12 protein-coding genes are annotated in these 15561 nt (G+C 44.0%); 7 read left to right on the forward strand and 5 right to left on the reverse strand.

Annotated elements, in window-relative coordinates:
• Nucleotides 1–12 precede the first annotated feature (12 nt).
• From ABDD95_RS20490 to ABDD95_RS20500, 3 genes are all read right to left on the reverse strand, one after another.
• Nucleotides 13–1623 (reverse strand): ATP-binding protein, encoded by a 1611-nt coding sequence (locus ABDD95_RS20490; RefSeq protein WP_345949220.1) that lies wholly within the window; start codon nucleotides 1621–1623, stop codon nucleotides 13–15.
• 457 nt (nucleotides 1624–2080) lie between these two features.
• Nucleotides 2081–2362, reverse strand: a complete 282-nt coding sequence (locus ABDD95_RS20495) for a response regulator (protein WP_345949221.1) — start codon at nucleotides 2360–2362, stop codon at nucleotides 2081–2083.
• Between the two features lie 219 nt (nucleotides 2363–2581).
• A complete protein-coding gene (locus ABDD95_RS20500; RefSeq protein ID WP_345949222.1) occupies nucleotides 2582–3118 on the reverse strand; it encodes a DUF1003 domain-containing protein in 537 nt (178 codons plus the stop codon).
• A 179-nt stretch (nucleotides 3119–3297) separates the two neighbouring features.
• On the opposite strand from ABDD95_RS20500, the gene ABDD95_RS20505 reads away from it, so the two are divergent.
• The 3 genes from ABDD95_RS20505 to ABDD95_RS20515 all read left to right on the forward strand — a co-directional run bounded on the left by ABDD95_RS20505 (nucleotide 3298) and on the right by ABDD95_RS20515 (nucleotide 7580).
• Nucleotides 3298–5052, forward strand: coding sequence for an ATP-binding protein (locus tag ABDD95_RS20505; protein WP_345949223.1), 1755 nt, complete (start codon nucleotides 3298–3300; stop codon nucleotides 5050–5052).
• Nucleotides 5053–5406: 354 nt separating this feature from the next.
• A complete protein-coding gene (locus ABDD95_RS20510) occupies nucleotides 5407–6474 on the forward strand; it encodes a GAF domain-containing protein (protein ID WP_345949224.1) in 1068 nt (355 codons plus the stop codon).
• 11 nt (nucleotides 6475–6485) lie between these two features.
• Nucleotides 6486–7580 (forward strand): GAF domain-containing protein, encoded by a 1095-nt coding sequence (locus ABDD95_RS20515; RefSeq protein WP_345949225.1) that lies wholly within the window; start codon nucleotides 6486–6488, stop codon nucleotides 7578–7580.
• 104 nt (nucleotides 7581–7684) lie between these two features.
• On the opposite strand, the gene ABDD95_RS20520 is transcribed toward ABDD95_RS20515, so the two are convergent.
• Together ABDD95_RS20520 and ABDD95_RS20525 are read right to left on the reverse strand one after the other, a co-directional pair.
• Nucleotides 7685–8056, reverse strand: coding sequence for a response regulator (locus ABDD95_RS20520; protein WP_345949226.1), 372 nt, complete (start codon nucleotides 8054–8056; stop codon nucleotides 7685–7687).
• A gap of 35 nt (nucleotides 8057–8091) precedes the next feature.
• Nucleotides 8092–9975, reverse strand: coding sequence for an ATP-binding protein (locus ABDD95_RS20525; protein ID WP_345949227.1), 1884 nt, complete (start codon nucleotides 9973–9975; stop codon nucleotides 8092–8094).
• 342 nt (nucleotides 9976–10317) lie between these two features.
• Here ABDD95_RS20525 and ABDD95_RS20530 point away from each other — a divergent pair, with 342 nt between their 5' ends.
• The 4 genes from ABDD95_RS20530 (at nucleotide 10318) to ABDD95_RS20545 (ending at nucleotide 15508) form a co-directional block, all read left to right on the forward strand.
• Entirely contained in the window at nucleotides 10318–11862 is a 1545-nt protein-coding gene (locus tag ABDD95_RS20530) for an ATP-binding protein (protein ID WP_345949228.1), read from the forward strand.
• 144 nt (nucleotides 11863–12006) lie between these two features.
• Nucleotides 12007–12135: a hypothetical protein gene (locus ABDD95_RS20535; protein WP_345949229.1), complete on the forward strand. Its 129-nt coding sequence runs from the start codon at nucleotides 12007–12009 to the stop codon at nucleotides 12133–12135.
• 601 nt (nucleotides 12136–12736) lie between these two features.
• A complete protein-coding gene (locus tag ABDD95_RS20540) occupies nucleotides 12737–13288 on the forward strand; it encodes a ferritin-like domain-containing protein (protein WP_345949230.1) in 552 nt (183 codons plus the stop codon).
• Between the two features lie 18 nt (nucleotides 13289–13306).
• Nucleotides 13307–15508 carry a catalase gene (locus ABDD95_RS20545; RefSeq protein WP_345949231.1) on the forward strand — a complete coding sequence of 734 codons (2202 nt, stop codon included), beginning with the start codon at nucleotides 13307–13309 and terminating at the stop codon, nucleotides 15506–15508.
• Nucleotides 15509–15561: the final 53 nt, after the last annotated feature.

The following is a 15561-nucleotide window of genomic DNA, read 5'->3' on the forward strand; positions in this document are numbered from 1 at the left end:
TTGTTCGTTCGGCTATTGTAAAGGCAGCGTAAACCAGAAAGTGCTGCCCTTTCCCATTTCCGTTTCTACTCCAATCTCACCTCCGTGCTTTTTAATAATTTCTGCACAGATGTATAAACCCAAACCTAAGCCGGAGAACTGTATACCACTGTAATCGGCCCGGAAATAACGATCAAATAAATGAGGAACTTTCTCTGGACCAATCCCTGGGCCTTTATCGTTCACGGAAATCTTCACCTTGTCAGCTTCTTGCGCAACGGTGATATGGATCTCTCTGGAAGCAGGTGCATACTTCACGGCATTGTTCACCAGATTAACGATTACCTGATCGATCTGCTGCTCATCGGCACAGATCTTTAGATTGATATCACCCTGCAAAACGATCTCGTGAGTGCCGGCAGTACGAATATGGTGGCAGCAATCGGTGATCATATCTGCTATGGTGAACTCCGTTTTCCTGAGGTTTAGCTGACCTTGTGAGATACGGTTGCTATTGAGCAGATCCTTGATCAGGCTGTTCAGCTTGTTCAGGCTTTTGTTTGACTGCTCGATGAACCTGGCCATCATCTCTGGCTTTGGATTGTCCTTCATCCGGTTGAGCAGTTGCAAAGAAGCGGTCAAACTGGTCACCGGCGTTTTCAGTTCATGACTCGCCACACTGATGAATTCATCTTTTTGCTGAATGACCTTACGGCGGTTGGTGACATCCATAAACGTTCCTATACCACCCGTAAGCTGGCCTGTTTGCTGATCAATGATGGGCGCCGCGTTAATGGAAATGTAAAAACGCTCCTTATCAGGCGGCTGCACACCGATCTCAAAATCATAAACAGCCATTCCTGTATTCATCATCACAGCCATCGGGTGATCTTCATCCGGCAAGGGCGTGCCGTCAACCCGCAGATTCTGCCACCTGGGATCATCATAAGTGCGATCTTTGATTTCGCTTTGCGTAAGCCCCAGGATACGTTGCGCCATCGCATTGGCGTAAGTTAGCTTCCCGGTTGCATCAATGATACCCACACCTTCGGCCATGGTATCCAGGATGTGCTGGAACCTTCGCTCGCTTGCAGCTATCCTTGCGTTAATAGCCACTTGTTTTTCCACTTCCACCAGATGAGCCAGGCGAAGTTCGATCTGTTGCATGGTGACTTTAGCCATCTTTTGTAACATACGTTCATGATGCTCGTCGAATGTACGCGGCTGCGTGTCCACCAGACATACGGTGCCAATAGCAAAGCCATCATGCGTGGTTAGTGGTGCACCCGCATAGAATCGCAGGCCGAAATCGCTATGCACTAATGGGTTATTTACTAAGACAGGATCGATTAGCGCATTTTCAATAATCGTGCATTGTGGATTGAGTACTCCCAGAGAACAAAGGCAATGACCGCGGTCACCGCTTCGCGAATTGCCCATGCCCACCGCAGCCTTGAAAAAAACCTGGTCGGCATCAACGAGGGAAACAAATGCCATAGGAACTTCAAATACTTCTGTCGCTAATTCAACAATACTGTCAAATGCCTTTTCGGTCGGTGTATCCAGGATGCGGTAACGTCTGAGCGCCGCCACGCGTTCTTCGTCATTGTCAGGAATGATATTGGTTGCAAAAGTGTTATCCATAAAACATAAACAGCATGATATAGATATGCTATTCTGATCGTATCATCAAATAATAAGCGATTTGAAATTTAAACGGTATATTAATTTATATACGATTATATGTAAAAAAAGGTTTACCCTCAAAATCTTATTAAGATAAATTAGATGCCTGTAATTAATACCATTGAGATCTTGATAAGAAAGAATTCGATTGGGTGGACGATGAATAAAAGCCCGTAATCGGTTGCGATTTTACTTGTCCGAACATATCGGCTAACTGCACATGCGCCATTTTTTGACAAACGCCAACTACTTTCGTTTGTCTTGCATAACTAAATGCGTTTCTAAAATGTTATCATTTGATTTTCAAACTCAAGATATCGGGTTTAAACTGATCTTAAGGCAGCATCTATCTTTGATTCCAATTCATCCAGATCGAAGGGTTTCGACAAATAAGTATCCGCGCCGGCCTGGTCTGCTATCGTTTGGATATCGCTGTTGGCGGAAAATAGATCACAGGTATATGCTTAAATTCATTCGAAGACTTCAGTTGCCGCGTAGCCACGATGCCGCCCTGATCAGGTATCCAATTGTCCATTAAGATGACAGCCGGTTTGATGAAGCTGACTTTTTGAATAATGCCATTACAGTTGATTGAAGTGTGAACTACCCAACCTTTCTCTTCAAGAATATAAGAACAGATCGAAAGAATATCCTTGTCGTCATCAAAAATTAAAATAGCATTTCCAGCGGTTTCCATTAATATAAATTTACGGTCATAGTATGTGCTAAGTTATATATAAAGAGCTGACCATTATTTAAGCCTTAATATGAGATCAATAATCGCATGTCAAATTATGGATATCCCGAAGCGGATCTCACTGCTTTCTACAAGCAGTTACATAGCCGTGGTCGGATAACATTGACCGCTTGATAACATCCGTTCAAATAAAATAGAGGCTACTTATACGATACTTAATCATTTGTCAGTCTTTATAGATTCGGTATCAATTTGCTGTTCGTTAACAGATTGTTGGATCTCCCTTATATCTGTCTTCTTTTTCATTTGTTCCAATTCATCATCCTCCGGCATCTTCAATCCCATTTTCTGATGCATGTCATGAACCAAGGCTAAGATTTTAGTGATCTCGTGCTCTGCTCTTACGTTGACTTCAAATTCGACCTGCTGCCTGACCTTTTCGATCCTGCCTTGCCGGTTTTGGTTGATCAAAACGGAAACTGAGAGGATGACAGCGAATATGGAAACCGACATTTCAAGTGTAGAGAACGGAAAAGGGTCGAAAGGTTTTAATCCGGGTATGATATTTAAATTCCAGCAGATCCAAACCGTAAAAGTGATCACACAAAACAAAAGAAATACCATGCTACCCAACACATTGATAATATATACGGCTAAATGGTCTGCGGGTGTTTTAGTAAAATTCAGGGAGGACTTCAGCAAATCATCTTTTTGCTGATCGTTCGATTTTTTTGACTGATGGTTATTGAGTTCCATGATAACTAATTTAGGGCTTTTATTGGACATAAATGACTTGGCAAAACTGTTCTAACAATACCGGTTCCATTTTTGAAAGACAACATCTGCATAAACGTGCCAAGTAAATTGACAGTTCTTGATCGTAGTAAAGCGAGTCATCAATCTTTATATTATATTTACGATTCACCCTAATTCATATGCTCGCTTTCCTATTTCCCAAGTTTGAATATCTCTTTGATAAGGAGATACAACTGCTAGACCGTGCCAGGATCAGAATTCTTACCACATTACTGAGTTTATATGCAGCACTGTTTACTTGCCTGACCATATTCTATCTCTTTCAAGAACGTAATTATCTGTTGTTAAGAGCAGGCGTAGTAGCTGCAATTTTAATCGCAAATTTTGTTTTGCTGTTGAAAGGAATTTCATGGCGTAAAATGGCACACGCTTTTGTCTGTTGTTTTACCGTCCTGATCTGGACCAACATCTTATTTATTCATCAGGGCGTAAATCTGGTAACGGGCCAGTATGTCGTCCTGATCGTTACTTGCGGATTTTATTTGTTAGAAGAAAGATGGGGATTGCTTTACTCATTGCTGAACATATTACCGCTGGTAACTTACGTCCTCATTGATGATTATCTGAAGATTGGCGTTTCAACACAATTTCAGAATCAAAATAAAACCGCTTATCATATTATATTGATCTTTAATTTTGGTGCATTGTTATACGCACATTACTTTTTCTTCAAAGAGTATAAAAATGCAACTACTAAAGAGCAGGTGCAACGCAAGAAATTGAATGAGGCTTTAAAAGCTGCTAACTACACCGCTCAGGAAAAAACTAACTTCTTAGCGACCATGTCCCATGAATTGCGTACGCCACTGAATGCCGTGATCGGAATGACCAATCTATTACTGATAGAAACTCATTTGGAAGAACAGAAAGAAAATTTGAATGTACTGCAATTTTCAGCTGAGAACCTCATGTCGATCATCAACGACATATTGGATTTTAATAAAATAGATGCCGGTAAAGTAGAGGTCCGTCCGGTCAACTTCCGGCTTGACGTACTCATCGACCATCTCTGTGGAACGTTTAACGCTAAAGCCGAGGCGAAGGGTATTCAGTTTAATTGCGTTTCTACGGAGGTGCTTGCGGGCAAGACATTGTTCGGCGATCAGACACGGCTCATCCAGATTCTGTTTAACCTCGTAGGGAATGCTGTAAAGTTTACATCGGATGGTTATGTCAAGGTAAAAACTGAAGCGTTACTTAGAAACGATGATCATGTTGACGTTACTTTTCTGATCACGGATACAGGTATAGGTATACCGGAAGAAAACTTAGCTTTCATCTATGAACCCTATACACAGTCTCAGGCCAGAACGAACAGGCAGTATCACGGCACGGGCCTGGGCCTGACCATAGCGAAAAAACTGGTGGAACTACTGGGCGGAGAACTACACTTACATACTGCTGAACGCGTGGGTACATCTTTTGCCTTTACACTTTCTTTTAAGCTCCTGAACGATCACTTGCCTATTTTAAAGGAATCCCAACAAGTTTTCAAAAATTTATCGGAGCTCAAAGTCTTGGTAGCAGAAGATAATCCGATCAATGTATTGGTGATTAAAAAGATATTGAAAACTTGGGCAATAGAACCACAAATCGCCGTCAATGGACAGCATGCGGTGGAGGCAGTAATGTCTAATGATTTCGACGTGGTATTAATGGATATCAATATGCCGGTAATGGACGGCTTTGAAGCGTCTAAAACGATCCGGGAGCTGGCCGACACTGTAAAGGCAGCTATCCCGATCATAGCGGTTACCGCCTCGGTCGGCGCTTCTATTGAACTTCATCACGGTTACCAATATCTCAGCGATTGCCTGTTAAAACCCTTCAAGCCGGAAGATCTTCATTCTCTCCTCCAAAAATTTTGTAAATAACCATTCATGATTTTCTACTGTACATTTCTCACGTATAGACATCAATTCCTGTAAATTCAAGAATCTTTCAAAACTAACTACCGTAGCTTTGTGGTGTGCGATTAGATACAATTTAAGTACGTAAATAGTTGATATAGCGTTTAATACACGAGCCCCCGCTAATAGTTGACTTAGCACACCGGCATATATTCACCTACATGCCACTGAAATTGATTTGAAGAATATTTTTTTTATTTTTAAATACAATAATTAAATTGTAGTTGCGATGATGATCCAAAAAGTCAGGATTTCGGTTGTAACTTGTTAATCACCTAGTCCTTGAATCTTTTAATTATATAAATACGTATTGTTCTTATGCCACAACGGGAACTGGAACGACTGCAGACGGTCAACCGATTTTTAAAATTGCAGATCAGCAAGGAAACTGAGCTGCAAAGGATTGTGGAACAAGCCGCAGTGATCTGTGGCGCGCCCATCGCGATGATCACTTTTATGGAAGAGGAGCTACAGCATATTAGATTTCGTGTAGGCACCGATCTTACACAGTTGCATTATGATCGCTCTTTTTGCCAAAAAGCGGTTCAGCAAGACGAGGTTTTCGTTGTTGCAGATGCAAGTACAGATACCTACTTTTCTGAGAATCCTTATGTGAAAAACCAACCCAATATTCGTTTTTATGCGGGAGCACCACTTCAGACCAGTGAAGGAAATGCGATCGGAACGGTCTGTGTTTACGATGTAGAAGCTAAAAAGCTGAGTTCGATTCAGCAACGAATGCTCAAAAGCATGTCTAAACAGATCGTTCATCTTTTGGAATTCGACGCCAGCCTGCAGTTGCTCAAAGAACAGTACATTGCTTCCAGAAAAATGGCGGTTACGCTCCGATCATTTTTTGAAAGCTCAAGTTCCAATCATATCTTATTGGATCGGGAGATGTGTGTGGTAGCCTTTAATCAAGCATTCGATGATTTTACCTTCGCTACCCGGGGAAAGCGTTTGATCCCGGGCACCCTGTTGGTAGAATATCTGCATGTCGGCTTTCGTTCAGATTTTACAGCCGCGTTCAAAAAAGCACTTAAGGGTGAAAAAGTCACCCTCGAACGGCACCTTCAATACCAGCAGCGGCGGATCTGTTGGTATATGACCTTTGAACCGGCTTATGACAATGAGCGGCAGATCACCGGCGTGTCTTTCAACAGGATCGATATTACCGCACGCGTTGAACAGGAAGAACGCGTAAAAGACCAAAGCAAGGCGCTGCGTAAAATAAGGCAGGTAGAATTAAATGAATTAGAAGAACCTGTAGTTGAAATTGTACGGCTGATGAAGGAGTTGGAACATGATGCCCTTTATTCAGATCTGGAGGAAGTGCAGCTTTTGGTGGAAGCTGTCAAGGAGTTGCAGGAAAAGATAACAATTTAATTTATTCAGAAATGCCGAAACGTGAACTGGAGCGACTACGAGCCGTCAACCGTTTTTTGAAGTTAAAGATCAGCAAGGAAGAAGAATTGCAGGAGATCGTGTCCCTGGCGGCGGAGATCTGCGGCACGCCCACTGCGCTGATCACACTGATCGACGCAGATACGCAGTACATACCCATCAAACAAGCATTTAATTTTAAGACTACGCCACGCACTCAAGCTTTTTGCAATCACGTTATTGAGCAGCAGGATGTGATGATCGTGCCCGATGCCCTGTCAGATGAACGTTTTATAAATAATCCACTCGTGACCGGAGACCCGAATATTCGCTTTTACGCAGGTACGCCATTAACTACTCAAGACGGACTTAACCTGGGAAGTCTTTGCGTGATCGATCAGGTGCCAGGTCATTTGAGCGAAGAGCAGCAGCAGATGCTGCAAATGCTGGCTCAACAAGTGATCCAGCTACTAGAATTTGATGCCAGCCTGGAATTATTAAAAGACCAATTCCTTACCGCAAAAAAAGAAGAATTGACCATGCGGTCTTTCTTTGACAGTTGTACTTGTGCCCATCTGCTTTTGGACCTGGACCTTAAAGTGATCGCTTACAGCAAAGCCATGAGCGATTTTGTCAGGGAACATCACGACGTAAGCATTGCGCCGGGCTTTGCCATCATGGACCTGATCGATCCCGTAGATCGCGACAGGGTGATCCTCGCTTGCCAGGATGCATTGCAGGGAAGATCAACCCGTATGGAACGACACTTGGAGTTTAACGATAAGGATACGGCTTACTGGTGGGACGTGGCTGTGCATCCTGCCCGCAATCCCGATGGTGAGATCATCGGGGTATCTTATAATGGCAGCGATATATCCGAACGCGTACGTCAAAAAGAAAGCGCAGAAGCACAGCGGCTGCAACTGGACGAGATCGCCTTCGTACAGTCTCATGAACTCCGGAGGCCGGTGGCCACCATCAAAGGCCTGTTGACGTTGATCGACATGGAAGGCTATCTATACAATTCCGAGCGGCTGCTCGCGATCCAGAAAAATACGGAACGCTTAGACAATCATATTCATCGGATCGTATCTTATACAACCAATTAGCCCCAATTTTAATGCATAGCGTCTTTTCGTTATCCCATTAAGTTAGTCAAAATGTGCTTGGTAAGTGTCTAGTGATTCGGCACTTACCAAGTGAAGCACAAGGATCAATCGGTAGTGAATCTTAGCGTAAGCCTGATCTTCTCATATAAGATATCGATATCAAAGGGCTTGGCAATAAAATCCTGTGCACCGGCCTCTTTCGCCATTTGCTTGCCTTCTACGGCCGCAGAGAAAATAATAATGGGAATATGAGCGATGTCTGGCGTGAGCCGGATCGTCCTGGTCAATTGGTCGCCCGGCAAAAACGGCATCCATAGATCGATCAGCATGAGATCCGGTTGTTCGATCAGGGCTTGTCCGATCAGTTCGGTACTGTTAGACTGGGTGATCACTTCAAAGTCATCATCCAGGATCATACTGGTCATATCCAATATATCAATACTGTCATCGCAAACCAGTATTTTTTTCTTTTCCATTTAAAAAATAAAGTAAATGCAGGTATTAATGTTTTTTAGTAAATGACAGGCAATTGGAAATAAAAGATAGCACCTTCACCTAATTTACTTTCGGCCCAGATATCACCTTCATGCCGTTTAATGATTTCGCAGCAGAGGTATAAGCCAATGCCAAAACCGGCCACATTCGTTTCTTTTACGGCCTGTACCCGGTAGTAGCGCTCAAAAAGCTTAGGAAGATCCTGGGGACTGATGCCCATGCCCTGATCCTTGACACTGATTACAGCATTACTGTTTCGGGTAACGCAGGCAACTTCAATGATAGAATTAGGCGGCGAATATTTTACGGCATTACTAATGAGGTTGTTGATCACCTGGCCGATCTTGTCCCGATCAGCATTAACCCAGGTTTCTACCACCGGGGCAAATACCACTTGATGGCTGGAAATGGAAGCAATAGAGTCTTCCTCTGTTTCCTTAACCAACATCGCCATATCAAACCGCTGCCTGTCGATGTGGATCTTACCTGATTCCAGCCGTGACACATTAAGAAAACCATTAATCATGGTAGTCATCTTGGTTACCTGGTTACTTGCTTTGTCGAGCACACCCGCCGTAAAAGCGTCTTCACCTTTTTTGGCCTTTGACTGCAGCATTTGAATATAGCCTTTCATGGAGGTAAGCGGCGTTTTGAGTTCATGGCTGACCATGCCAATAAAATCGTTCTTGCGCTGCTCGTCCGCCTTTTGTTCGGTGATGTCGAGTAGTATGCCACGAAATAAAGGTTTCTGGTCAAGCGTGCTTTTTGAAGCCCGTCCTACCGAGCGTATCCAGCGCATACTGTTATCTGTCTTGCGTATAATACGGTATTGCTCATCAAATACGGTATCGTTCCCAATAGCTTCATTCATTGCCTCACGTACCCTTTCTTCATCCTCCTCGATCATGCTGAGCCCGATCTGGGCAGTAAACAGATAGTCGGGAGCAAGGCCAAAGATTTCCCGGCAATACTCATTAACCGTCACAATTCCTGACTCCAGGTCCACACTGTACGTTCCAAGCCGGGCGGCTTCCACACTAAGGCGCAGGCTTTCTTCTGAGATCTGCAACTCCCTGTTCAGTTTCTCAGTAGCTTTCCTGGCTTTAACCTGTTCTGTAGTTTCAAGGGCGAAACCAAAAAGCCCGGCTATCTTGCCATACTGATCCCGATAGGCTAAGTAGCTAACCGCAAAATAACGATCCCGCGTCGGACCGCCTTCATAATCCGAAAGAGGTATGAGCATATCATGCACATAAAAGTTTTGCCCGGTTGCATAAGTATTTCTCAGGGCCTGCTCCACAGGAGTGCCCACCAGCTCGGGCAAGGCTTCCAGTACCGACCGACCGATGAGCTCCCTGTTAGGCACAAATTGTTTATAACCGGGGTTAACGGATTTATAGATAAGATCCGGTCCAGTATAGATAGCTACACCTGCCGGTACCTGCTGTATGAATTGGTTAAGCAAATCCTCACTGGCCTGTAATTGCTGAAGGGATTGCTGATAGGACTCATTGATCTGCTGTAATTTAGTTACATCAACAGCCGTGTGCAGGATACATTCTATCTCACCCAAATCATTTTTAATGGCCCGGTAGGCAAAATCGAAATAAAAGGTCTGCAGTTTACCATCAACCAGTAGCTCGGCAGGGGTATCTTTTGCTTCGTAAGTAATGCCGGTTCGCCATACGTCCTGAAGCAGGCCAACAAATGGTTGACCCTCTAACTCCGGAACGGCTTCGGCCAATGGTTTACCGATCACACTGCGGTCTTTACCCCAAAAGCCGATCATTACATCATTTGCCATCTGGATGATCAAATCATCACCGGTATAAATGCCCGTGGCATTTTGTGACAATGAGAGGATTTCTAATAATTTGTCATTGGATAACCGGTGGATCATAGGTGTGATTTAATCGTACTGGAATTTCAGTAAAGATAACAATGCGGATGGTAAGCAATGTATGCTTTACATCTTACTTCGGCATATCGCAATAATAGCGAACAGTATTACCCTAAATCAATGGCAACTCATGAGGAGGCGTAGTTTTTGGCAGCTTTAAGCGTAAAGTAGATGGCTGAGGAAGCAGGAGCAAATGCCTTAATTGATAAACCGTTTGATATGCACAAGCTTACCGCATTGATTAACTTCACCTTTGTGATACTTTGAGCCTGCAAGGATTACCGGATTAATATAATTTATTATTTTTGCAGCCTCACTTCGCCGTTGATTTGTCAAATACTCATGTCCTTTAAAAAAGCCAACCAGCAGCCTGCCCAAACGCAACAAGGGCAGTACAGTAACCGCCTTTCCAACCATGCCAGTGAAGCCGACCACCGGGAATTTCGGGAAGACGAACCTTTCTTCCGCCAGATTTTAGAAAGCCTGGAAGATTACGCCATTTTCACCACTGATCTGGAAGGTCACATCAGCAGCTGGAATACGGGAGCCGAGAACCTGTTGGGCTACACGGAAGAAGAGATCATCGGGCAGGATGCCCGGATATTGTTCACTGCAGGGGACCGGCAGAAGAAAGCACCCGAAAAAGAAATGGCGGGCGCCCGTAAAACCGGCAGTTCTTTGGATGAACGTTACCATGTTCGTAAAGATGGCAGCGCCTTTTTTGTGAGCGGTAAAATGTTTGCGTTGAAAGATGAGAAAGGCAAATTGCGGGGTTTTACAAAAGTGATGCGGGATATTACGCACGTAAAGGTATTGCAGGAAACCATTACGCAGGCCAAAGCATATGCAGAGAGTATTGTAGATACCGCCCGCGAACCCATGCTGGTCTTATACAAAGATTTTACGGTCAATACAGCGAACCGCGCCTTTTACAAAACTTTTAAGGTCAACAAGAAAGATACGGAAGGACGTCAGCTCTATGAGCTGGGCAACGGTCAATGGAATATACCTGCCTTAAAAGCCTTACTGGAACATATTCTGCCTAATGACAGCAGCTTTAATGATTATGAAGTCATTCAGGAGTTTGAAAAACTGGGCACCCGTACGATGCTGCTCAATGCACGGAAACTGTGGCGGGTAGGCAACCATACGGAGATGATTTTGCTGGCCATGGAAGATATTACCGAGCGCAAACAGGCCGATGCGTTCAAAAATGCCTTTATTGGTATAGCCAGTCATGAGTTGCGGGGGCCCGTAAGCAGTATTAAAGGCTACGCCCAGCTATTAGGAAAACGGGCGCAAAAGGCCGAAGATAAGATGGCAGCCGGTACGCTGGATAAAATCAACCGTCAAACCGACAAGCTGACGGAGATTATTAACCACCTGCTGGACATCTCCCGCATCCAGTCGGGTAAGCTGCAACTCGACCGGGTACATTTTGACCTAAACAGCCTGACTTCAGGTATCATCGACGAAATGCAAAGCGAGACCACCACGCATCAGCTGATCCAACAAGGTACTATACCAAAGGATGTATATGCCGATAAGTTTCGTATTGGGCAGGTGCTCACCAACCTCATCAGCAATGCCATTAAGTATTCACCTGATACCAGCAAGGTGATGATCAAACTCAGCCAGGACAGGAATAAGACGCATGGCATTGTCACCGTGCAGGATTTTGGCATCGGGATTCCGCCGGAAGATCAGGCTAACCTGTTCCAGGCCTTCAGCCGGGCACGTAATGGACAAAAGAAAAAGATACAGGGTATTGGTTTGGGCCTGCACATCGCCGCGGAAATCATCAAGGAGCATGGCGGCAAGATCTGGTTTGAGAGTAAGCTGGAGGAAGGGTCTGTATTCCATTTCAGTCTCCCTTTGTCTGCATAAATAGGCAATATGCATACGATGTTGTATCATGCAACATACCACAACCGGTTGCTTTCCCCTGAATTCAGACATTTGAGTATTCCTGTATAAAAAATTGAAGTGCTGGCATACGTTTGGCTATAGTAGTTATATATCAAGCTGACTATGAAAACTTCAACTCAAACCACCGTCCTGTTAAAAGCGTTAGACCTGGAGCTGAAAGCCCAACTGGAAAAAGATCTGGCTGGCTATCGTGCTGCATCTGCTCAGAAAACAACTAAAAAAGCTGCATAATCCGGCAGGTATCACCTGCCGAACATATATACATCTACCTACGAAAAAAAAGGCACTCGAATGAGTGCCTTTTTGTTTGCATTTGTATTACAGATTGGAAGCGAATCAAAGTTTTCAATTGAATATAATTTCAATTTACGTTGAACCATAAACGCGGGAATAGACGCACATCCAATTTCGAGATAGAACAGAAAACGAACTTATAGAAGTTTTGACTTGCTAGTGTTTGTCGTGTCTCAAGGATATTGACGCTGTTATATCTCCTGCTATGTTATTATCCATGCAGTGCATCACTGTTTTTGCGTTATTCTTTGCTGTTATAAGCAGTGTGCCCTTAGAATGCTCCAGGCAGGTAAGAAAAAAATACTTGTCTCCTAACATGGACTTTACAATTTAACTGACTAACCTAAATTTTGCAACCTAGCTAATTGCCTTAATTAATGGTAATGATTTCATAGTCAGTTAGGTATCACTTTATGATTTTAAAATAAAATTCAAGCTGACTGAAATTCTTACAGCAAATAGTTTTTAATACTGAAACATAGGTGCTGATTATAGGTTAATTCAAAGCTACTCTTCTGAATTAAAAAGCACATAACATATGAAAAAAGAAACTGGTACCGAACCTAAGTTCACTACCAAAACATCGCCTAAAGCCGAACCGGCTTTACATGAACTATTCTTGGATGGCATTATGGATATCTATTGGGCAGAGAACCACCTGGTGAAAAACCTGCCTAAGATGATTGAAGCGACCACTTCTGATAAGCTAAAAAATGCCATAACCGACCATTTGGCACAAACCAAAACGCACGTTACCCGCCTGGAGCAGGTTTTTGAACTGTTGGGTGAAAAAGTACTGGCTAAAAAATGCGATGCCATGGAAGGCTTGGCTAAAGAAGGTGAAGGCATTGTGGAAAGCACCGAAGCCGGTACCGCCACCCGCGATGTGGGCATCATTTTAGCTTCTCAAAAAATTGAGCATTACGAAATTGCTACCTACGGCGGTTTAACCCAGCTGGCTAAAACTTTAGGACATGATGATGTGGCCGAACTTCTCTACCAAACCCTTACAGAAGAAAAGGCAGCCGATCAGCTATTGACCGATGTTGCCGAAAGCGATGTGAACTACAAAGCATCTGAAGAAGCATAACTTCTATTGATTAAAAACATGGCAACTAAGAAAGTTACAGATAAAGGTGTTGATGCCACAGGCGATACCAAGAATTTAGATAAAGGCGTACAGCCGGTTAACCTTAAAACAGAAAACCTGGCCCCGCATACGGCCGATTCTACCGGTGAGTTCATGACCACTAATACCGGCTTGAAGATCAACGACGATAATAATTCGTTAAAAGCAGGCGACCGTGGTCCAACATTGCTGGAAGATTTCATCCTGCGTGAAAAGATTACCCACTTTGACCATGAGCGTATCCCCGAAAGGGTTGTGCACGCGCGTGGTTCAGGTGCACATGGTGTGTTTAAGGTTTACGAATCATTGGCACCGGTAACCAAAGCGCTGTTCTTAAATGATACTGAAACCGAAACGCCGGTTTTCGTGCGCTTTTCTACTGTAGCCGGCTCAAAAGGCTCTACCGATTTAGCCCGCGATGTGCGCGGCTTTGCGGTTAGGTTTTACACTCAGGAAGGCAACTTTGATTTGGTAGGTAATAATATTCCGGTATTTTTTATTCAGGACGCTATAAAGTTCCCCGATTTAGTTCATGCTGTTAAGCCTGAACCAGATAACGAAATACCTCAGGCGGCATCAGCGCATGATACCTTTTGGGATTTTATTTCGTTGACACCGGAATCTGCTCATATGATCATGTGGGCTATGAGCGACCGTGGTATACCTCGCAGTTACCGTATGATGGAAGGTTTTGGCGTACATACGTTCCGTTTGGTAAATGCCGAGGGCGTAGCCTGCTTTGTGAAATTTCATTGGAAACCACTACTGGGTGTTCACTCGGTTGCCTGGGACGAGGCGCAAAACATCTCGGGAAAAGACCCTGACTTTCACCGCAGAGACCTGTGGGATGCCATTGACAGCGGAGCCTTCCCCGAATGGGAATTAGGTGTGCAAATTGTACCCGAGGAGGATGAATTCAAGTTTGAGTTTGACCTGCTCGATCCTACCAAGATCATTCCTGAAGAATTGGTACCAGTACAGCGCGTAGGTAAAATGACGCTAAACCGTAACCCTGATAACTTTTTTGCGGAGACAGAACAAGTGGCTTATCACTTAGGTCATATTGTGCCTGGAATTGATTTCAGTAATGATCCGTTATTGCAGGGCCGTTTGTTTTCATACACTGATACGCAACTGACCCGTTTAGGCGGTCCAAACTTTCAGGAGATACCAATTAACCGCCCTGTAGTTCCGGTGCATAATAACCAGCGCGATGGGCATATGCGCCAAACCATTAACAAAGGTAAAGCAAGTTACAGCCCTAACGCCATTGGCAACAATGATCCGCGCCAGGCCACAGCAGCCGAAGGCGGTTTTGTAACTTACCCCGAAAGAATTTCGGCCAGTAAGGTAAGGGCAAGAAGCAAAAGCTTCTTTGATCATTTTAGCCAGGCTAGGTTGTTTTTCGACAGCCAGTCTGACCCGGAAAAGAACCACCTGACCGATGCCTTATGTTTTGAGTTAGGTAAAGTAAAAGTTGTGGCCATACGCGAGCGTATGCTGGTATACCTTGCCCAAATCGATAAGGGTTTGGCAGCTGAAGTAGCTTATGCACTTGGTTTACATATTCCGGAAAAGCTGGAAAACGAACTGAACCAAAATATCCCGGCAGATGCTGATCCGGCTGATTATGCTTCACTTCAGGTAGAGGGTTCTTTAGCCAAATCAGAAGCCTTGAGTATGGCTAATACCATTAAAGACAGCATTAAAACCCGTAAAGTGGCCATATTGGCTGCCGATGGCGTGGATGAAAAATCATTGGGCACTGTTAAGGCAGCTATTGAGGCAGCCGGTGGCGTAACCGAGGTTATTGCACCACGCCTGGGCTTCTTAACATCGGCTAACGATGAAAAAATCCATGTAGACGAAAGCTTGCTGGGCGCAGCATCGGTTTTGTTTGATGCCGTATATGTTCCTGGTGGATTGAATTGTGTAGCCGCGTTAGAGGCAGATGCCGACGCAGTGCACTTTTTAAATGAGGCTTTTAAACATTGCAAGGCCATTGCTGCCGATGATCAGGCAATACAAGTATTGGAAGCTACCTATTTCAGTAAAAAAATGGAAAGTGATGAAGGCGTAATAGTAAGTGGTGATGCCGCACAGCTAGCTACCTCATTTATTGATGCCATTAAGCAACACCGTTTTTGGGAAAGAGAGAAATCCCGGAAAATTCCTGCTTAAAACAGCTTAATAGAAATAAGTATTTATAACCAAAACAGCCCCGCAATTATTGC

The sequence above is a fragment of the Mucilaginibacter sp. PAMB04274 genome (assembly GCF_039634385.2).
Lineage (GTDB): Bacteria > Bacteroidota > Bacteroidia > Sphingobacteriales > Sphingobacteriaceae > Mucilaginibacter.